The 17,796-nt window shown below is 59.5% G+C and carries 21 protein-coding genes; 12 read left to right on the forward strand and 9 right to left on the reverse strand.

The annotated features are described in order from the left end of the window. The first annotated feature begins 2 nt into the window (after positions 1 to 2). From FBAL_RS04800 to FBAL_RS19500, 4 genes are all read left to right on the forward strand, one after another. Entirely contained in the window at positions 3 to 530 is a 528-nt protein-coding gene (locus tag FBAL_RS04800; protein WP_013344440.1) for a hypothetical protein, read from the forward strand. 42 nt (positions 531 to 572) lie between these two features. Continuing rightward, positions 573 to 959: an MAPEG family protein gene (locus FBAL_RS04805; RefSeq protein ID WP_013344441.1), complete on the forward strand. Its 387-nt coding sequence runs from the start codon at positions 573 to 575 to the stop codon at positions 957 to 959. An 84-nt stretch (positions 960 to 1,043) separates the two neighbouring features. Continuing rightward, entirely contained in the window at positions 1,044 to 2,057 is a 1,014-nt protein-coding gene (gene parM, locus FBAL_RS04810) for a plasmid segregation protein ParM domain-containing protein (RefSeq protein WP_013344442.1), read from the forward strand. 9 nt (positions 2,058 to 2,066) lie between these two features. Next, positions 2,067 to 2,672, forward strand: a complete 606-nt coding sequence (locus FBAL_RS19500) for a plasmid partitioning/stability family protein (RefSeq protein WP_013344443.1) — start codon at positions 2,067 to 2,069, stop codon at positions 2,670 to 2,672. Positions 2,673 to 2,711: 39 nt separating this feature from the next. On the opposite strand, the gene FBAL_RS04820 is transcribed toward FBAL_RS19500, so the two are convergent. Both FBAL_RS04820 and trhP read right to left on the reverse strand, forming a co-directional pair. After that, positions 2,712 to 2,963: a YfhL family 4Fe-4S dicluster ferredoxin gene (locus FBAL_RS04820; RefSeq protein WP_013344444.1), complete on the reverse strand. Its 252-nt coding sequence runs from the start codon at positions 2,961 to 2,963 to the stop codon at positions 2,712 to 2,714. Between the two features lies 1 nt (position 2,964). Continuing rightward, a complete protein-coding gene (gene trhP / locus FBAL_RS04825; protein WP_013344445.1) occupies positions 2,965 to 4,332 on the reverse strand; it encodes a prephenate-dependent tRNA uridine(34) hydroxylase TrhP in 1,368 nt (455 codons plus the stop codon). A gap of 146 nt (positions 4,333 to 4,478) precedes the next feature. On the opposite strand from trhP, the gene FBAL_RS04830 reads away from it, so the two are divergent. Continuing rightward, positions 4,479 to 5,348 carry an HDOD domain-containing protein gene (locus tag FBAL_RS04830; RefSeq protein WP_013344446.1) on the forward strand — a complete coding sequence of 290 codons (870 nt, stop codon included), beginning with the start codon at positions 4,479 to 4,481 and terminating at the stop codon, positions 5,346 to 5,348. A gap of 31 nt (positions 5,349 to 5,379) precedes the next feature. On the opposite strand, the gene queF is transcribed toward FBAL_RS04830, so the two are convergent. Further along, a complete protein-coding gene (queF, locus tag FBAL_RS04835; protein ID WP_171814288.1) occupies positions 5,380 to 6,240 on the reverse strand; it encodes an NADPH-dependent 7-cyano-7-deazaguanine reductase QueF in 861 nt (286 codons plus the stop codon). Between the two features lie 55 nt (positions 6,241 to 6,295). Between queF and syd the strand changes: the two genes are divergently transcribed. Next, a complete protein-coding gene (syd, locus tag FBAL_RS04840; RefSeq protein WP_013344448.1) occupies positions 6,296 to 6,922 on the forward strand; it encodes a SecY-interacting protein in 627 nt (208 codons plus the stop codon). Between the two features lie 324 nt (positions 6,923 to 7,246). Then, positions 7,247 to 7,456, forward strand: coding sequence for a hypothetical protein (locus FBAL_RS04845; protein WP_041251187.1), 210 nt, complete (start codon positions 7,247 to 7,249; stop codon positions 7,454 to 7,456). A 511-nt stretch (positions 7,457 to 7,967) separates the two neighbouring features. On the opposite strand, the gene exaC is transcribed toward FBAL_RS04845, so the two are convergent. Continuing rightward, the gene (gene exaC, locus FBAL_RS04850) at positions 7,968 to 9,488 is read right to left on the reverse strand and encodes an acetaldehyde dehydrogenase ExaC (RefSeq protein WP_013344449.1); all 1,521 of its coding nucleotides are present in this window, start codon (positions 9,486 to 9,488) and stop codon (positions 7,968 to 7,970) included. A gap of 80 nt (positions 9,489 to 9,568) precedes the next feature. After that, the gene (locus FBAL_RS04855; RefSeq protein WP_013344450.1) at positions 9,569 to 10,345 is read right to left on the reverse strand and encodes a Zn-ribbon-containing protein; all 777 of its coding nucleotides are present in this window, start codon (positions 10,343 to 10,345) and stop codon (positions 9,569 to 9,571) included. A 154-nt stretch (positions 10,346 to 10,499) separates the two neighbouring features. Between FBAL_RS04855 and FBAL_RS04860 the strand changes: the two genes are divergently transcribed. Then, positions 10,500 to 12,008, forward strand: a complete 1,509-nt coding sequence (locus FBAL_RS04860) for an MFS transporter (RefSeq protein WP_013344451.1) — start codon at positions 10,500 to 10,502, stop codon at positions 12,006 to 12,008. Here FBAL_RS04860 and FBAL_RS04865 read toward each other — a convergent pair. Continuing rightward, positions 11,995 to 12,288 (reverse strand): hypothetical protein, encoded by a 294-nt coding sequence (locus FBAL_RS04865; RefSeq protein WP_013344452.1) that lies wholly within the window; start codon positions 12,286 to 12,288, stop codon positions 11,995 to 11,997. The two genes, FBAL_RS04860 and FBAL_RS04865, sit on opposite strands and share 14 nt — an antisense overlap. A 160-nt stretch (positions 12,289 to 12,448) precedes the next feature. On the opposite strand from FBAL_RS04865, the gene FBAL_RS04870 reads away from it, so the two are divergent. After that, positions 12,449 to 12,832 (forward strand): DUF3192 domain-containing protein, encoded by a 384-nt coding sequence (locus FBAL_RS04870; protein WP_013344453.1) that lies wholly within the window; start codon positions 12,449 to 12,451, stop codon positions 12,830 to 12,832. Between the two features lies 1 nt (position 12,833). Here FBAL_RS04870 and FBAL_RS04875 read toward each other — a convergent pair whose 3' ends face one another. After that, positions 12,834 to 13,064, reverse strand: coding sequence for a DUF2789 domain-containing protein (locus FBAL_RS04875; protein WP_013344454.1), 231 nt, complete (start codon positions 13,062 to 13,064; stop codon positions 12,834 to 12,836). A 78-nt stretch (positions 13,065 to 13,142) separates the two neighbouring features. Here FBAL_RS04875 and FBAL_RS04880 point away from each other — a divergent pair, with 78 nt between their 5' ends. Then, positions 13,143 to 13,769, forward strand: coding sequence for a GNAT family N-acetyltransferase (locus FBAL_RS04880; RefSeq protein ID WP_013344455.1), 627 nt, complete (start codon positions 13,143 to 13,145; stop codon positions 13,767 to 13,769). A gap of 1,275 nt (positions 13,770 to 15,044) precedes the next feature. Here FBAL_RS04880 and FBAL_RS04885 read toward each other — a convergent pair. Together FBAL_RS04885 and FBAL_RS04890 are read right to left on the reverse strand one after the other, a co-directional pair. Further along, positions 15,045 to 15,464, reverse strand: coding sequence for a DUF3301 domain-containing protein (locus tag FBAL_RS04885; protein ID WP_013344456.1), 420 nt, complete (start codon positions 15,462 to 15,464; stop codon positions 15,045 to 15,047). Beyond that, a complete protein-coding gene (locus FBAL_RS04890; RefSeq protein WP_013344457.1) occupies positions 15,457 to 16,485 on the reverse strand; it encodes a DUF3549 family protein in 1,029 nt (342 codons plus the stop codon). Before FBAL_RS04890 ends, FBAL_RS04885 begins: the two co-directional genes overlap by 8 nt. Positions 16,486 to 16,576: 91 nt before the next feature. Here FBAL_RS04890 and FBAL_RS04895 point away from each other — a divergent pair, with 91 nt between their 5' ends. After that, positions 16,577 to 16,903, forward strand: coding sequence for a YqcC family protein (locus FBAL_RS04895; RefSeq protein ID WP_013344458.1), 327 nt, complete (start codon positions 16,577 to 16,579; stop codon positions 16,901 to 16,903). Continuing rightward, positions 16,900 to 17,643, forward strand: a complete 744-nt coding sequence (gene truC, locus FBAL_RS04900; protein ID WP_013344459.1) for a tRNA pseudouridine(65) synthase TruC — start codon at positions 16,900 to 16,902, stop codon at positions 17,641 to 17,643. Before FBAL_RS04895 ends, truC begins: the two co-directional genes overlap by 4 nt. Positions 17,644 to 17,796 lie beyond the last annotated feature (153 nt).

Raw genomic sequence — 17,796 nt, forward strand, 5'->3', positions numbered from 1 at the left:
CCATGGACAGCCCGTTGCTCCCCCTGGTGGGGTTCATCCGGCTGCTGAGTCAGCGTGGCCGTCTGGCCACGCTGGACCAGCTGCTGCCGCTGTCTGGACTGGAACTGGAGGTCGAGGACGTGCCAGCCGCCTGGCAAACGCTGGTGGCCGACCCGGCCTATCGCGATGTCCGCCTGCTCAGTGAGGGGGAAAACCACTACCTCTACTCCAACGCGTCGATGGTGGATGCCTACGCGGAACGCTATGTGGCGATACAGTCGGGCCGGTTGGCGCAGACTGTGGCAGAGCACATCCGCCACTACAGCGCGCTGGGGGAGGTGTTTCCCCAGAGCACGCTGAACCATCCGCCCTATCAGTTGGATGAGACAGCTCAGGTGGCATTGCGGGCCCAGCTTCAGGCCGATGACCAGACCCGTGACATCGACTGGGGGGAGGGCAGGGATGGCCCCTATGGTTTCTCCCGTCTTCACCTGAGCCGGGATTACGCGGCGGTACTGGCCAATCAGGACCCGTTCGAGTTCTGCTGCTGAACGCCCCCTATACTGGGGGGAGACAAAAGCGGAGGGACGGCCATGCCATTGGTGCTCTGGTGTTTGGTGGTGCTGCTGTTGATCCCCTATGTGCTGGCGGCACTGGGGGGCTACTACAAACTGCGCCACCTCGGTGGCCTGGATCTGCACCATCCCCGAGCCCAGGACGCGGGTCTGACCGGCATCGGTAATCGCATCAGGGCCTCCCAGAGTAATGCCTGGGAGGCCCTGATTTTTTTCATCGGTTGTCTGCTGGTGGCCTCCCTGCGCGGTGCACCATTGGACGCCCTGTCCCTGCCCGCATTGCTGTTTACTGCCACCCGCCTGGCCCACCCCTTATTGTATGTGGGCGACCTGCCGCCTCTGCGCTCTGCGATGGTGCTGGTGGGGCTGATCAGTGGCCTCTATCTGGCGTTGTGGGCCGGTTGATTTCAGTTTTGCCGAATCTCGGTCGCATTAGCCCACGTAAGTGGGCTTTTTTGGGCCTGGGCAAACACGAATGAGGGATTTGGGATGGCCGTAGCCAAGATGAAATTTGCCATTGATGATGGTTCCACCAACGTCAAGATCAGCTGGATCGAAGGGGGCCAGATGCGCAGCATCATCTCCCCCAACTCGTTCCGCAAAGATTGGAAGAGCGCCGCGCTGCTGAGCGACAAGAAGGTGTACAACTACCAGGTGGGCACCACCAAGTACACCTTTGACGCCACCTCTGACAAAGCGTTGGCCACCACCCACGTGGCTTACCAGTACGATGACCTCAACCTGCTGTCTGTGCATCACGCGTTGCTGCAGACCGGGGTTACCCCCTGCCCGGTGAGCATCATGGTGACCCTGCCCATCACCGAGTACTACAACGCCGATGATTGCCAGAAGAACGAGGTGAACATCGCCCGCAAGCGCGCCAACCTGATGCGCGAGATCAGCCTGAACAAGGGTGAGCTGTTCGAAATCGTGGACGTGGAGGTGCTGCCGGAAAGCCTGCCAGCCGTGCTGACCACCCTGATGGATTCCGGCGTCAACGAATACACCAAATCTCTGGTGATCGACTGCGGTGGCACCACCCTGGATATGGGGGTGATCGTGGGTGAGTTTGAGGACGTGTCGGCGGTGTACGGTAATGCCGAGATTGGCGTGTCCATGGTGACTGATGCTGCCCGCAAGGCGCTGGCTGCTGCGGACAGTGACGCCAGCTATCTGGTGGCCAACGAACTGATCAAGCGCCGCCATGACCGCGAGTTCGTTGAACAGGTGATCAACGACCTGACCAAAGTGGATTGGGTGCTGAGCCGCATCGACGACAAGATCGCCGAGTTGGGCGCAGCGGTGGCCCACGAAGCCAAGATCTTCGCCCGCAACCCCAACCGCATCTACCTGGTGGGCGGTGGCGCACACCTGGTGGCCCCGGCCATCGAATCCGCCTACCCCAGCCTGGGTGAGAAGATCACCGTGGTGCCGGAGCCCCAGTCCGCCCTGGCCCGTGAGATCTGCTGCTACCACGCCGCGGACCAGGCTCAGGCCAGCTAAGGAGTCGTGATGCGTGTGAGTTGCAGCTTTTCCCTCACGCCGGAGGGGTCGGAAGCCGACGCCCGTGCGGTTCAGTTACTGAAAACCTGGCAGCAGGCGGAGCAGGAGCGGGCCGAGAGCTCCGAGGTTCAGCGCCAGAGACGGGGCGACTTCCATCGCCAGATCTACCTGTCTGGCCTGTTTCTGCATCAGTTGGCACCGCGCCTGCCGGCGTTGCTGGCCCAGGCTCTGGACGGCGATGCCGGTGCTGAGCAACTGGTGGCGCTGGCGGCCGGGGCGGGGGTGGAGCTGCGGCCGGAGCCGGGCTTGTCCGCGGCCCAGTGGCAGAAACTCAGCACCCTGATGGCCACCGCACCCACCCTGGACCCCAGCCCCATTGTCGAGGCGTTGTTGCGCCAGCAGGGCAGTGGTGCTGAGGCGCCGGACAATGACGCATTGCTGGGAGGGCTGGCGGCGCTGCAGGCGGGTCAGGCCCGCACTCTGGCGGCCCTGACCGCGCTGTCGGAACAGATGGCAGGCATGGCCCCGGTCGGGGTGCCGGAAGTGGCCCCGGAGCCCGGACTGGAAGCGCAGCTGGAGAAGGCCCGAAAGGTGAAGCAGAAAGGGCTGTGGTAAGGCATGAAAAAAGGCAGCCAATTGGCTGCCTTTTTGTTGTCAGGCTTTCCCGGTCAGGATCAGGTACTTGGCCATCAGGGTGTCCGGGTCTTCAACGTGTTCCGGGTCCACCTCGATGCAGTCGATGGGGCAGACACTGATGCAGGTCGGCTTATCGTAGTGGCCGACGCACTCGGTGCAGCGGTCCGGATCGATCTCGTAGATCTCCTCGCCCATGGTGATGGCGGCGTTGGGGCACTCCGGCTCACACATGTCGCAGTTGATGCAGCTGTCGAGGATCACCAGCGCCATATCAGACTTCCTTCGCCAGCGGGTTACGGGTGGTCTGGCCCTCGTCCAGATTGCGCATCAGGATGGCGTGGGACAGGTCCAGTTCCTGGGGCAGCGGCAGGTACATGGTGTGGCCATTACCCGGCGCCACATCCACCGACTCACCTTTGCGGGACTCGATGTGGCCCAGGGTCAGGTTGAGGTTGCCCTGCGGGGTCATCAGTTCCACGTGGTTGCCCACTTCGAAACGGTTTTTCACCAGCACTTCGGCCAGGCCCTGGGCATTGCGTTCGCCGGTAAACTCACCCACAAACTGCTGCTTGTCGGACACGGAATAGCCGTAGTCGTAGTTCTGGTAGGTGTCGTGGGTGTGACGGCGCAGGAAGCCTTCGGTGTAGCCACGATGAGCCAGAGACTCCAGGCTGTGCATCAGGCTCGGGTCGAACGGCTTGCCCGCCGCGGCATCGTCAATCGCCTTGCGGTAGAGCTGGGCGGTACGGGCCACGTAGTAGAAGCTCTTGGTACGACCCTCAATCTTCAGGGAGTGCACGCCCATCTTGGCCAGGCGCTCCACGTGCTGGATGGCACGCAGGTCCTTGGAGTTCATGATGTAGGTGCCGTGCTCATCCTCAAACGCCGGCATGTATTCGCCCGGACGGTTCTCCTCCTGCAGCAGGAAGATGCGGTCGGTGGCCGGGCCCTCGCCCAGGGTCGGCTGCTGGATCTGCACCTCGGGCTGCACGGCAACCACATCACCGGACTCGTCCTCTTTGGCTTCGTGGACGTCGTACTTCCAGCGACAGGCGTTGGTGCAGGTGCCCTGGTTGGGGTCACGCTTGTTGATGTAACCGGACAGCAGGCAACGGCCGGAGTAGGCCATGCACAGGGCGCCGTGGACAAACACTTCCAGCTCCATCTCCGGCACCTGCATGCGGATCTCTTCGATCTCGTCCAGGGACAGCTCCCGCGACAGGATCACCCGCTCAATGCCCTGTTTCTGCCAGAACTTCACCGACGCCCAGTTGATGGCGTTGGCCTGCACAGAGAGGTGGATCGGCACGTCCGGCCATTTGTCCTTCACCATCATGATCAGGCCCGGGTCGGACATGATCAGGGCGTCAGGATTCATTTCCACAACGGGTGTTAAATCTTTGATAAAGGTTTTAAGCTTTGCGTTGTGAGGGGCGATATTAGAGACCACGTACAGCTTTTTGCCGAGAGCATGGGCTTCCTGGATACCCGTCGCCAGGTTCTCCAGATTGAAGTCGTTATTGCGCACCCGCAGGCTATAGCGGGGCTGGCCGGCGTATACGGCGTCGGCGCCGTACGCGAAGGCGTAGCGCATGTTTTTCAAGGTCCCGGCAGGGGAAAGCAGTTCGGGTTTAAACATGGTGGCCTCAAAGGGGTTCATAGCGGGCGGCAATTCTACTGCCGGCCCTGCCCTGTTGCAAATGTAGACAAGGTGGAAGAGGGTGCGGTTCCCAGCCACGCCCATACCGGAGCACTACGCTCAAGGAACGAGTACAAGAGAAGGCTATGTCAACGGATCATGCGCTGCTGGTGCAGCTACTAGGGAAAGTGAAAAGCGGTGAGCTGGTGTTGCCCAGCCTGCCTGAAGTCGCCATCGGCGTCCGGGAGATGGCCCGTCAGCCCGATTGCTCATTGTCGGAGCTCTCCGCTGAGATCAGTAAAGACCCGGCCCTGGCGGCGCGCATCGTCAGCCTCTCCAACAGTGCCGCCTTTGGTGGTGTCAGCAAGTCTACCAGCGTGATTGCTGCGGTCACCCGACTGGGGTTGCATCGCACCCGCGATCTGGCGGTGGCGGCGGCCATGCAGCAACTGTTTCGCACCTCCCGCAGCATGACCTGGGACCTGATGGACGAGATCTGGCGCTTCAATGTTGAAGTGGCCTCCTGCGCCAGTGCCATTCTGGCCTGTCAGCATGAACTCGGAAACCTGCGCGCGCTCTCAGCCGATACCCTGCTGCTGGCGTCGCTGATCCACAATATCGGCGCGCTGCCCGTGCTGGAGCAGGCAGAACTGAAGCCTGAGCTGTTTGCAGAACGTGAACAGTTGCGCCGCATCACTCAGCTGCTCAAAGCGCCGATTGGCCGCTCAGTGCTGCTGGAGTGGGGTTTCGATCAGGAGCTGATTGAGGTGGTGCACCGCTGGGCGGATTTCAGCTTCCAGACCCAGGAGGTTGGTTATCTGGACCTGGTGCGACTGGCGGCCATCTACAGCCGGGAAGTGGTGTTGGCGGATCCCTTCCCTTCGGTGCTGGAGATGTTTGTCAGCAAAGGGGTGATCCCGAGCCTCGACCTGTTCGGCATGGAAACCTACTTCCTCACCTACAACGAGATCAAAGCCAGCTTCGACAGTGGGCCGGGCTACCGGCGCACTGGCTGAAAAAAAGGGCACCGCAAGGTGCCCTTTTTGTTTACTGGCGTGCCAGCCGGACGTTGTCCGGCAGCGCTTCAAAATCGGAGCGGAACGGATTGATGTCGAGGCCGCCGCGGCGGGTATAACGGGCGTAGACCGTCAGCTGCTGGCAGAAACAGAAGCGTTTGAGGTCCATAAAGATGCGTTCAACGCACTGTTCATGGAACTCGTTGTGGCGACGGAAGCTGATCAGGTAGCGCAGCAGGGCTTCGTGGTTGATCTTCGGGCCGCGATAACGGATCTGCACACTGCCCCAGTCCGGCTGGGAGGTGATCAGGCAGTTGGATTTCAGCAGGTCAGAACGCAGGGTCTCCTCCACCACCTCACCGTCGGCGTCGGCCGCCCCGGCCAGATGCTCAGGCTCAAAGCTGTAATCGGCGATCTCGATGTCGAGGTCATCAATCAGCTCACCCTCCAGCTCGGCCAGCGGCTGGTGACGGAACTCGCTGGGCAGCACCAGGCTGACCTGCACGTCGCCCTCGGCGCAAGCGGACAGGTCAGCGGCCAGGGTTTGCTGGAGCTGTTCCACGGAGTCGATGCGGGTTTGGTTAAAGCTGTTGAGGTAGAGCTTAAAGCTCTTGGATTCGACCAGGTTGGCACTGGTGGCGGGCAGCACAAACTGAGCAATGGCCACCATCGGTTTGCCTTTGGCATTGAGCCAGGACAGCTCGTAGCCGGTCCAGATGTCGGCGCCGCTGAAGGGCAGGGCATCGGTCAGGCCGATGGCGTCGCGGTTGAGCGAACGCGGTACCGGTTGCAGCAGGCTGGGATCGTACTGATCCTGGTATTCGGTTTTCTGGCCCAGGGTCAGGCCTTTGAGCGCATCCGCGCCAGCGTAAGGGTCGTGATGTGACATGATACTCGGGTTTTCTGGCACACTATGGCCCTATTGTACCCCAACTGAGCGCACGCACATGTCTGTTGAGGCCCTGGACGCCTTTCATCAACGTTATTTCACCAGCTGGCAGCAGGCCCTGGGTCAACATCCGGTCAGTGATAAGCCGGAAAGCGGCCCGGCAGAAACCGGCCGCGACGCAGAGGGCCGTGCCCTGTGGCAGGCCCGCCGTCGGGAAACGGTGGCCGGTTTCGATAACGTAGCGCAGGCCCTGGAGCTGACCCTGCATCCCGCCCTGACCGACCTGTATGGCCATTTCTATGCCGGCAACCTCTATTTTGAGGCGCCCTTTGGCCGTGGTGAACTGTTGCAGGTGTGGTGCGATGAGGATTTCCAGTTTCTGCAGGAGAACCTGATTGGCCATCTGCTGATGAAGCAGAAGCTGAAGCAGGCGCCGACGCTGTTTATTGGTGTGGTGGAGGAGCGGATGCTGGTGCTCAACAACGACGATGGCAGTGTCTGGCTGGAGTTGCCTGGCGAAGCGCCGTCTGAACAGGTGGCCGACTCGCTGGCGGCGTTGCTGGCGATGATGGCGCCGGTCACCCAGTTGCCGGAGCCCCCCGCCGCAGCCCCGGCCCCCACTCCCTCATTTGGCGAGCGGGTAAAGACCATGTTGGGCCACCTTTGGCCGGGCGGACGTCGCTGAACGAGTAAAAAACGGGAGCCGAAGGGCTCCCATTTTGCTTAGAACCTTGTCGCTAAGAGTGTATTGTTGATGAATGGCACACCAGAGGTGCCAACCTGAGCTACAGCTTCTGTACTCTACCGGATGCTCTTAAGTCGTTATGGATATTTCACCCTGAACTATATGGTCATGACTCTCAACATTCAAGTCTAGTTTAAGTTGTTAATCAAAATCTTAAATAAACATCATCAAACTTAATCGGTATTAATTCGTAATCAATATCATGTGATGTTAGGTTCCTAATTGCGCCTAAAATATGGCGTAAAATAAATGGAGAGATTTGATATGAACGTTAACAAATTAAAGGAAATGACTAGTGATGAATTAGTGATGGTAGCTGGCGGGAATCCTGTGGTTGGAGGGATCATTGGAGGTATCATTGGAAACTATATATATGACGCTATCGGTGGGGCGGAGGGAATAAACTCATTCTTTAATTCATGGGGCGGTGCCGCACATAGAGCAGCACAACGACAAATGTATATGAGATATTAATGCACTTGATAATAAAGACATCCGCGTTCGCATTGCTAGGGTCTATAATTTATCAGATGTTTATATCTGAAGGTGAATTAGACTTTGTTAGAGCCTTTTTTGTGGGAGTATTTTCCGGGGTTGCAACAAGGGTATATGTTGAATTAAGGTGTTGGTTTTCAAATGATAAAACAGTATGAATTTATTCGTACTGTTTTTCTTTCTGCTGAATAATAATTATATGCAGCATTAATGACCAGGCGATTGTTTTTAGTCAAACACTGCCGATAAGTGGCAATGTACCTCAGTATTGTGTTCTTATGCAGTTGCTAGGAGCCGGATATCATTGCCATTGCCTCAGCATGAGAATGAATTGTACTGATTCTCTAAACGAATTCAGCGTACCTTCACGGCAGTTACCTCACTCCCTCATTTGGCGAGCGGGTAAAGACCATGTTGGGCCACCTTTGGCCGGGCGGACGTCGCTGAACGAGTAAAAAACGGGAGCCGAAGGGCTCCCGTTTTGCTTGGGTCAGAAGAACCCGAGGGGGTTGGGGTCGTAGCTGATCAGCAGGTTTTTGGTCTGCTGGTAGTTGGACAGGGCCATCTTGTGGGTCTCCCGGCCGATGCCGGAGCGCTTATAGCCACCGAAGGCGGCGTGGGCGGGGTAGAGGTGATAGCAGTTCACCCACACCCGTCCGGCTTCAATGCCCCGGGCCATGCGGTAGGCACGGTTCTGGTCCATGGTCCAGACTCCGGCGCCCAGGCCGTAGCTGGTGTCGTTGGCGATGGCCAGCGCCTCCGCCTCGTCACGGAAGGTGGTGATGCCCAGAGTCGGGCCGAAGATCTCCTCCTGGAACACCCGCATGTCGTTGGTGCCTTTCAGCAGGGTGGGCTGGACGTAGAAGCCGCCGGCCAGATCGGCACTCAGTTGGGCGGCCTGGCCGCCGAGCAGGAACTCGGCCCCTTCCGCTTTGGCGATCTCCATATAGGAGAGAATGCGGTCGAACTGCTCCTGGGACACCTGCGCCCCCACCTGGGTGTCGGTATCCAGCGGATTGCCCTGGCGGATGGTCTTGGCCCGGGCCAGCAGCTTCTCCATAAACTCGGGGTAGATCGACTCATGCACCAGCGCCCGGGACGGGCAGGTGCACACCTCACCCTGGTTAAAGAAGCCCAGCAACAGCCCCTCCAGACACTTGTCGAGGTAGGCGTCCCCCTGGTTCATGATGTCTTCAAAGTAGATGTTGGGGGATTTGCCCCCCAGCTCCAGGGTGACCGGGATCAGCGAGTCGGCACCGCAGCGCATGATGTGACGCCCCACCTCGGTGGAACCGGTAAAGGCCAGCTTGGCGATGCGGTCGGAGCTGGCCAGCGCTTGTCCCGCCTCCTCGCCCATGCCGTTGACCACATTAACCACCCCCGGTGGCAGCAGGTCACCGACCAGCTCCATCAGAACCAGGATCGATACCGGTGTTTGCTCCGCGGGCTTCAGTACCACCGAGCAGCCTGCGGCCAGGGCCGGGGCCAGTTTCCAGGCCGCCATCAGCAGCGGGAAGTTCCACGGGATGATCTGCCCCACCACGCCGATGGGCTCATGGAAGTGGTAGGCGGCGGTATTGGCGTCCAGGTCAGCAGCGGTGCCCTCCTGGGCGCGAATGGCACCGGCGAAATAGCGGAAGTGGTCGATACAGAGGGGCAGGTCAGCGTTCAGGGTTTCCCGGATCGCTTTGCCGTTGTCCCAGGTTTCCACGTAGGCCAGGGTTTCCGTGTGCTGTTCGATGCGGTCGGCGATCTTGAGCAGCAGGTTAGCGCGTTCAGTGACGGAGGTTTTGCCCCAGCTGGCCTGAGCGGCGTGGGCGGCGTCCAACGCCAGGTTGATGTCGTCACCATCGGAGCGGGCCACCTCGGCGATGACGGAGCCGTCCACCGGACTGATGGCGTTGAAGTAGCGGCCTGACTTCGGTGGCTGCCATTGGCCACCGATGTAGTTGTGATAGCGGGACTGGAACTGGAACGGGGCACCCTCGGTACCCGGCTTGGCGTAGATCATGGCGCGTCCTTGTACGTGGTTGAGAGTGTCTCAACCTGCGCGCAAAAAATCGCCAGTGTAAGTCGACTTTGGTCGAAGCCTCAGTGCAGGTCCCAGGACAGGTTTGAGACGATGCGGCAGGCGTCGCACTTGAAGTAGAACAGGTCGTGCAGCGGTTCATCCAGTGCCCACTCCGGATTACCGCAGCGGGGGCAGGGACGGGCCCGTTCGGCTTCGAGGCTTTCGCCGCCAACCCGGTACAGGTAGTAGTAAGTCGGCACGCCGGTGAGGTACTCAATGCGACCGCGCAGATCCCAGCCCCGACGGAACAGGGTGCTTTGCGGGTCGGCAATCTCTGCCAGAGCGGCAAACTCCACCTGGCCACTGCCGGCCATCTGCAGTTCATCGCAGGCCTGCCACTCGGTTTGCCACTTCACCACCGCCTTATGGTCACCGTTAAAAGTGGCGGGCAGGCGGTACAGTGGAACCGGCATCATGGTGTTGCCGTCACGCAGGGGCGAGCAGCTGTGAACATAGGTGGTGTACAGCACCTGCCAGTCGGTAGGCACCGCGTCGGCACTGGCTTCGGAGTTGATGTCACGACCCAGCATCTTGACCCGGGGTTGCAACAGCTTGGCATCGGTCAGGGCCGCCAGGGCTTCGCGGGCCCAGTCGGAATGAAAACGGCTGTGCAGGCTGTCGCTCTCCGGGCACATCGCCCGGAGCCGGAACTCCGCCTCGTTCTGCACCAGCGGGAACTCCCTGCCCAGCAGTTGACCGTTATGGCGCCACGCCTCCATCAGGCCATTAATGGCCCGCTCCACCGCACTCAGGGTGGTGTCAGCAAAGCATTCAAAACGGATCTCAACCAGGTACATCAGGGCACTCCTCATTGTGGGGGCGCCAGTATAGCGGTGCCCCGGGATTCCGCCAAACCGGCCTGCTCCCGCGCCGCTGCCGGGGCCTGCCCTTGCCATTTTCCGTGATCCCGGTATGGTTTGTATAAAATATAAAAAGGAAAAGGTTTCACGGATGAATGCAGAAAATCCGACGCTGGATCACGGTCGTCGACTGGGGATCTGGGCGGCACTGGCCAGCCTGGGTTACGTCTTTTGGGTGGTCGGCGGCATGGAGCTGGTTGAGCGCCTGGCTTACTACGGGGTGAAAACCACGGCACCGATCTACGCCACCGATGCGGTGTCCGATGGGGGGCTGGGGCTGACCATGACCCAGTTCGGTCATGTGCTGCTGGCCTGGGCCCTGTTCCAGTCCTTTGTGCCGGTGTTCTTCGGCGGTCTGGCGGATCGCCTGGGCTACAAGGAAACCATCGCTCTGGCCACGGTGTTCAAGGCGTTTGCCTACCTGGTGATGGCGTGGTTCCCCTCGTTCTGGGGATTTCTGGTGGGGGCGGCCCTGCTGGCCTTCGGCACCGGCATCTTCAAACCCGGCATCCAGGGCACTCTGGTGAAATGCAGTCGTCCCGATAACTCCGCCATGGCCTGGGGCGTGTTCTACCAGATGGTGAATATTGGTGGCTGGATCGGCCCGTTGCTGGCGGCGCAGCTGCGGATCCTCTCCTGGGACAAGCTGTTCTACTGCTGCGCGGCCATCATCCTGCTCAACTTTATCCTGTTGCTGACCTACAAGGAGCCGGGCAAAGAGGAGCGCCTTCGCCAGCCCCGTCAGCAGGGGAGCCTGTGGCGCGATGCCTGGCGGGAGATCCAGCAGCCCTACCTGATCCGCTATGTGCTGGTGTTCTCCGGCTTCTGGTTTATGTTTATGGCCCTGTTTGACGTGCTGCCGGTGTACGTGCGCGACTGGGTGGATACCACGGCCATTGTCACCACCCTGTTTGGTGATGGCAGCCCCAGCGCGCTGTGGCGAGGTTTGTTGGCGATGGACCCGGAAGGCACCAGAGTACTGCCGGAAGGGATCATGAACGTCAACTTCGGCCTGATTATGCTGGTGTGTTTTCTCTACGCCGGGCTGGCGGGCCGTCTTGGCACGGTGCCATCACTGATCTTCGGTACTGGTCTGTGCGCCATGGGGCTGCTGTTACTGGGCGCTTCCCACCTGGCCTGGCTGGTGGTGCTGGCGGTGGTGATTTTCAGCTCCGGCGAAATGCTGGCCAGCCCCACCAGCAGCAAATTCATCGGCAATATCGCACCGCCGGACAAAAAGGCGATGTACCTGGGCTTCAAAGAGCTGCCTTATGGCATCGGCTGGGTGGCGGAAACCCTGGTGGGGCCCCGCCTCTATGATGCGACCGGCTCTCGCGAGACCCTGGCGCGGGAAGCGCTGGCCCAGGAGCACGGTGTGGGCGCGGCGCGACTGGCAGAGATCCCGGCTGGTGAAGCCTTCGCCCACCTCGTTCACCTCAGTGGCCAGTCTGAGGCGGTGGTGCGGGAGGCCCTGTACCAGGCGAACGCCGTTGGCACGGTATGGTACGTGATGGGGGGCGTGGGATTAGTCAGCACCCTGGGCCTGGTGGTATTTGGCCGCTGGCTGAAGCGCCAGGGCGCGGATCTTAACGCGGCTTAAGAGCAGCCAGCTGATCGCGAAGTTCTGCCACTTGTTGGCGCAGGTCATCAATCTGCTGCTGAAGTTCAGCGTTGCTGGGCGCTCCGGCAACCCTGGCCTGCGGCTCCGGCGCCACCTCCTCATGCAGGGGTTGTGGCGCCACCTTCCATTGCTGTAACGCCTGGATCAGCACAGGCATGGGGTAGCGCTGAGCGCCCACCCTGGCTTTTAGCTGGGCCAGGGTGGCGGTTTTGCCGGACTCCGTCAGCAGAGTCAGGGCACGGCGAAGCGTGTCGTCCATCGAGATCTCAAAGGGTGGTCGGATTTACTAAAAGTTTGCCTTATCGCCCACGCTTGCGCCAGCATATAACATTAAGTCACTGAAAAGTAAGGTTAATAAAATGTGGCATGATGGCTGCTTTGTTAACGGCGTCCCATCAAAGAGCAATAAGGAAATCGAAATGAACAAGAAGGTGACTTTGGCGGCCATTCTGGCGGTAACCCTGGCTGGCCCTTTGAGCGGTTGTGTCATTGCTGTCGGTGATAAGGGGTGGGACGCTCAGTCCAGCGCCGATTGGGAGAAAAAGCAGGACAGCAATCGTCGCAAGCTGGAACAGATTGAGTTGGGCATGGCGCTGAGCGACGTGCGCAGCATTATGGGCACCGCAGACTTCAACGAGCTGTATCAGCAGCAAGAAGACCAGGTTCAGGTGCTGTATTACCGCACTCACCGGACCCGTGGGGACAGCAAAACCACCAAAGACGAGTGCACCCCGATTGTGCTGACCAACGGGGCCGTGACCGGTTGGGGCAATACTGCCCTGGAAAATGCCGTCCGCCTGTAACCTAGTTTCGCAGTAAGGTGTCCAGGACGTCGATGGTCTCACTCCATTCGGCGTCCCTGGCCCGCTCCTCCCTCAAAAAGGCCCGCTGACTCTCGTTCCAGAAGGGCGCTTCCTCCAACCGTTCGTGGCGGCCGAGTTTATGCTGGCGGATAAAGGCATCGACCCGTTCCGGTTGACCATCCAGGCCCAATTGGGCAAACAGGTGGCTTAAATCATGGGGAGTGGTGTCCATAGGTTCGCTCCGAGCTTGCTTTTTGACTAGTGTTTGTTCGATGTTTAGCCAGGTCAAGCTCACCGCAAAGGAGTCGCCATGGAATTGGCCAATGAATCCTGCTCTTCACCCAAGATGGCGTTTCTGCAGACGGAAGACCTGCGGGTGGCCGCGTCGGTGTTGTTGAACGCCTATAAAGACGATCCCTTCTTTCGCTCCACGTTACCCGCCAGTGACTATGAACAGCGCCTGCGGGCTGCTATTCGTGAGGAGTTGCAGGCGCTATGGCAACAGAATCAGAAATTGGTTGGGCTGTTTATTGGCGACACTCTGGTGGGCATTGCTGCGCTGCTCGACCACAGCTACCCCAAAGGGCAGACCCGTTTTTGGAACTGGCGCCTTAAGATGGCGTTGGGGGCGGGATGGGGTTCAGCCCGGCAGTGGATGGCGCGGGAAGAAGCGTTGGTGGACCTGACGCCAGCCAGCCCCTTTTCGCTGCTGCAGTTTATTGCCATTGCGCCCAACTATCAGCAGCGGGGCTATGGACGCCTGTTGTTACAGGCCATAGTGAACCTGGCCAATGAGCACCATGAAAACCTCGCTGCCTACGTCTATCAGCCTGAACATGGCACCCTATTTGAATCTCAGGGCTTTGAATCCACTGGTGAAATTAACTCGAATGGGGTTTTGGGCAGGCTCTATTTTAAGCGCGATACGGCAGCCTGAATCGAGCGTGATGCGGACAAAGGCCCGGTATCTTGTAAGAGATATCTCACACGGGTGTGAGATATCCATGTTGAGCAAAGCAGGGATAGACTGCGCATAAATGTTAAATAACATATTAATCAACAGCTTGAATCAATGTGATCTCCGTTGGGATTTTGCGGGAATTGTGGGGTTTGTAGGATGAGCCTTGTTCCGAATCGGACTCGGGATACAATGTGCCTGTGTCGAGGGAAAGGCGCCCAGCTGAAATCCAGGTACTGACAGGGAGTCGGAACCAATCGGAATAAGCGGGGAGCGAAGGAACCTTTCTGACAGGGAGTCGGAATGGAAGATCTCGCTCAACCGGTCAGGATGACAATTGCCAGGGACGACATTGGACACCTCCAGGATGGAAGGCGATCGGCAACAGGACGTTGTCGTCATACGGAGATGAGTAACTTCGGTTACAGGGAAGCCCAGGGACGAGGCCAGGGAAGACGCCAGGAACGGCAAACAGTACGCAGGGACGGGCCAGGGAGTGGCACGAATTTAGGCGGGATTGCTTAGCGTAGAAACAAGGGGCGCAACTTAGGTTGCGCCCCGTCCTATTTTGGGCCCGGAGAAATTCAGCGTATCCGGTTATGATCCTCTCTTCATCGGGTTTGAACCGATTTCCCTCTCTGCGTTTTCCCGCGGCTTTCCACCTTTCCATTGGCTTTGTAAGCCTTCTCTCACAGCACTGTGCGACTACACCACTTCACGTTGTCCTACCCCGCCAGAAGATAAATCGATATTCACATTTAAAACAATAGCTTAAGAAAAACCATTCCAGCAGTAAGGGATTGGGCCGGGTACTCTGGTTCAGGAGCCCACCTTGAGAGAGTAGAACCTTGTTCTACAATTACTTTCGTATCGACACGGAATGTTCTGAACCGGAATGGTCACGCAGGATGCGGATCGGATTCCGGGGATGTCAGTCAATGACAGGAAGTCACCAGGCTGACCGGATTTTCAGGGACGATGCAGGAGATCTCCAGGATGGAGAGTGTTCGACCATAGGAAGTGGTCGTGCTAAGGAAGCCAGTACTTCGGTACAGGGAAGCTGACGGAACAGCTCAGGGAAGATGCCAGGAAGGCAACGTACGCATGGATGACTAGGGAAGACAATCTGCAACGGATAGCAGCGTAATGGTAGTACCCGAACCGCAACAGTTTACTGTTGCGGTTCTTTTTTTGCCCAGAGAAACGTCTGGAGCGGGCAATAAAAAACGCCCCGGCTTGGGGCGTTTGCGGTGATCAGCGGCAGCTGCCGCTGCTGCAGTTGCTCTTGGGGCCGCAGCTGCTGGCACCGCCCCCACACCCTCCCATGCCGATGCGGCCGCGGGCGGTTGGGGCTTGTTGCCACTCGGGTTCAGGATAGAGCGGCATATGGATCCCTTTCAGGCGTTGACCCAGCATTTCGATTCGGGCGGTTAACTGGTTCATGCCGTCGGTGCTGAATTCGCACTGGTACTCACACACCCAGCCGATGCCCCCACCGGGTATGCGACCCAACTTGGCCTTGGAGCGGGCGACATTGAGCAGCTGAAGCCGACGTTGCTGGCAGGCGCGCTGGGCATGAAACTGGGCCAGCTCAGAGATGCGTCGAAGCTGCCAGAAAAAGGCACCGATGCCGGCAAGGGCCATCAGAATAACGATGTCGTACAGGTCAATCACGGCGTGCTCCTTTTACGCTTTGCACCAGCTGGGCGATGGCCTGGTTCAGAGACTCAGAGCGAGCCGGATCACGCAGGGTCATCAGTACCCAGGCGCGTTGGCCGGGGATGGCCACCAGATCGCTGTAGATCTGGTTAAACAGTGGGCCTGGATAGTGGGCCAGGTGCTCAAGATATCGGGGCATTCTTGTCTGGTCCAGCGATTCCCACAGTCGGGCGGCCAGCACAATCAGGCTGTCCTCATCCAGCTGTGGTTGGGACAGCAGGGCATCAACGGCCTGATCACGCCAGCGGGGGGCACCAGCAAGAGCACGCAGGCAAAGCAGGGACTCGTGGCGATCGGCACTGGCTTGCCAGCGTTGGAACCAGGCCTGGCCGATGGCATCGTCCAGCTCGGTGTGTTCCTGTACGGTGGCGAGTGCGCTGAGGGGGTCAAACGGCATCGCGTCCACCGCCTGGGCCAGCTGTTCCACCGGCACACTGCCGGGACGTGCCATCAGGTCGGCAAACCCCTGCAAGCCGAGGGAGTGCCACTGCTGCCAATCCTGCTGTCCACTCAGGTATTGCTGAACCGGTTCAAAGTAGACCGACGCAGGCTGAGCCAGGTGTTTGCGAACCAGAGCGTTGAACAGGGCCATCTTTTCCTGGCCCGGCGTGAAGGTGAAGGGGTTGTTGGCCAACCGCTCCTCCTGCTCTTCGGACAATGCCGCCGCCGGATCTTGCCCCAGAGCCTCCATCACCATCTGCAAAAACTGGTTGCGGGCAGCCGGGTTCAGCAGGCCGCGCTCATCCAGCGGCAACTTCAGAAACCAGACGTAGTGCTGTTTGGATGCCTGGGCGTTCCAGAACAACACGCCCATCCAGGCGTATCCACCACGCGGGGTGGGGTAGGGCAGGGTGCCCGCTTCCAGTTGGGCAAACAGGATGGGGTCCAGTGGGCGCACGCGACGGCTCAGGTCGTAAACCTGGAACTGGGTGCCAGCCTGGGTCAGAAATTGGCTCAGTGTGGTGATCGCTTCCATAACGGCTCGGTCCGGATTTTTGCGGCCATTATAGGGGGAGGGCGGGGCAGATGGTATGATTCCGCGCCCAGCCCATCCTCAGGAGAGATCCATGCCTCATTCGGCCCCGATAAGCGTGACCCTGGACGCCATCGAACACGCCATGAAGGTCGCCGGTTTATGGCAAACCGTGCCGCCGTCGCCCGAGGCCCTGGCCAGCAGCCAGCCCTTTTGCTGCGACACGCTGACGTTTGAACAGTGGTGTCAGTGGATCCTGCTGCCCCGTTTACGCGCCTTGCTGGACGCTGGCATGCCGTTGCCGGGAAATGCTGCGATGGCGCCGATGGGGGAGGAGATGTGGCGTGGCCGGCCCGAGTGTGAACCGGTGCTTGAACAACTGCGCCTTCTGGATAATCAACTGAGCGGTACCCCTGAATGATCGAGATCCTCTACCAAGATGACCACCTGGTCGCGGTGCATAAACCGTCTGGTTTGCTGGTGCACCGCAGTTGGCTGGATCGCCATGAAACCCAGTTTGCCATGCAGATGACCCGCGATGCCGTGGGATGCCATGTGTTCCCGGTGCATCGGTTGGATCGCCCCACCTCCGGCGTCCTGCTCTTTACCAAGAGTGCTGAAACCGCGCGCATCATGTCAGAGAAGATGGCGGCCCACGATATCGACAAGCACTACCTCGCGTTGGTGCGCGGCTATGTGCATGAGGCGGGGGAGCTGGATTACGCCCTGAAAGTCGAGCTGGATGACATCGCGGATAAGATGGCGGATAAGGATAAGGCGCCTCAGGAAGCGGTGACCCGATACCGTCCGCTGGCTCAGGTTGAGCTGCCCTTTGCGGTGGGTCGCTACCCCACCAGCCGCTACAGCCTGATGGCATTGGAGCCGCTGACCGGTCGTAAGCACCAGCTGCGCCGCCATATGGCGCACCTGCGCCACCCGATTGTGGGTGACACCACCCATGGGGATGGTCGACACAATAAGTTCTACCGCGACCACTTTGGGGTGCAGCGTTTGTGGTTGATTGCCAAAGGGCTGGGATTTGCTCACCCGGTGTCCGGTGAACCGCTGTGGATCGAGGCACCGCTGGAGCAGGAGTGGCTGACGCTGTTCGAGACCTTTGGTTGGTCAACCGCGCAGCAGGATTACCTTATCCGGTCTTAGGTTTGCCGTTCCAAAGTGGGGCTGGCGCCTTATGTTCCGTCATAAAGTAGAGGGTGCGACGGATCTGCCGGCGGTGGTTAACTTTGCGGTGTGCCTGGCGGCGGCGGAGACTGCGCTGCTGCATGTTGGGCCTTCCCTGAGACCGGTTGCGCC

Source organism: Ferrimonas balearica DSM 9799 (assembly GCF_000148645.1).
GTDB classification, from domain to species: Bacteria; Pseudomonadota; Gammaproteobacteria; order Enterobacterales; family Shewanellaceae; genus Ferrimonas; species Ferrimonas balearica.

Coding starts and splice junctions, on each gene's coding strand:
- FBAL_RS04890 (WP_013344457.1), bottom strand. CDS start 16,485: ATGGAAGCGATCACCACACTGAGCCAATTTCTGACCCAGGCTGGCACC.
- FBAL_RS04800 (WP_013344440.1), top strand. CDS start 3: ATGGACAGCCCGTTGCTCCCCCTGGTGGGGTTCATCCGGCTGCTGAGT.
- FBAL_RS04805 (WP_013344441.1), top strand. CDS start 573: ATGCCATTGGTGCTCTGGTGTTTGGTGGTGCTGCTGTTGATCCCCTAT.
- FBAL_RS04830 (WP_013344446.1), top strand. CDS start 4,479: ATGTCAACGGATCATGCGCTGCTGGTGCAGCTACTAGGGAAAGTGAAA.
- FBAL_RS04895 (WP_013344458.1), top strand. CDS start 16,577: ATGCCTCATTCGGCCCCGATAAGCGTGACCCTGGACGCCATCGAACAC.
- parM (WP_013344442.1), top strand. CDS start 1,044: ATGGCCGTAGCCAAGATGAAATTTGCCATTGATGATGGTTCCACCAAC.
- exaC (WP_013344449.1), bottom strand. CDS start 9,488: ATGATCTACGCCAAGCCGGGTACCGAGGGTGCCCCGTTCCAGTTCCAG.
- FBAL_RS04870 (WP_013344453.1), top strand. CDS start 12,449: ATGAACAAGAAGGTGACTTTGGCGGCCATTCTGGCGGTAACCCTGGCT.
- trhP (WP_013344445.1), bottom strand. CDS start 4,332: ATGTTTAAACCCGAACTGCTTTCCCCTGCCGGGACCTTGAAAAACATG.
- FBAL_RS19500 (WP_013344443.1), top strand. CDS start 2,067: ATGCGTGTGAGTTGCAGCTTTTCCCTCACGCCGGAGGGGTCGGAAGCC.
- truC (WP_013344459.1), top strand. CDS start 16,900: ATGATCGAGATCCTCTACCAAGATGACCACCTGGTCGCGGTGCATAAA.
- FBAL_RS04820 (WP_013344444.1), bottom strand. CDS start 2,963: ATGGCGCTGGTGATCCTCGACAGCTGCATCAACTGCGACATGTGTGAG.
- FBAL_RS04860 (WP_013344451.1), top strand. CDS start 10,500: ATGAATGCAGAAAATCCGACGCTGGATCACGGTCGTCGACTGGGGATC.
- FBAL_RS04880 (WP_013344455.1), top strand. CDS start 13,143: ATGGAATTGGCCAATGAATCCTGCTCTTCACCCAAGATGGCGTTTCTG.
- syd (WP_013344448.1), top strand. CDS start 6,296: ATGTCTGTTGAGGCCCTGGACGCCTTTCATCAACGTTATTTCACCAGC.
- FBAL_RS04875 (WP_013344454.1), bottom strand. CDS start 13,064: ATGGACACCACTCCCCATGATTTAAGCCACCTGTTTGCCCAATTGGGC.
- FBAL_RS04845 (WP_041251187.1), top strand. CDS start 7,247: ATGAACGTTAACAAATTAAAGGAAATGACTAGTGATGAATTAGTGATG.
- FBAL_RS04855 (WP_013344450.1), bottom strand. CDS start 10,345: ATGTACCTGGTTGAGATCCGTTTTGAATGCTTTGCTGACACCACCCTG.
- FBAL_RS04865 (WP_013344452.1), bottom strand. CDS start 12,288: ATGGACGACACGCTTCGCCGTGCCCTGACTCTGCTGACGGAGTCCGGC.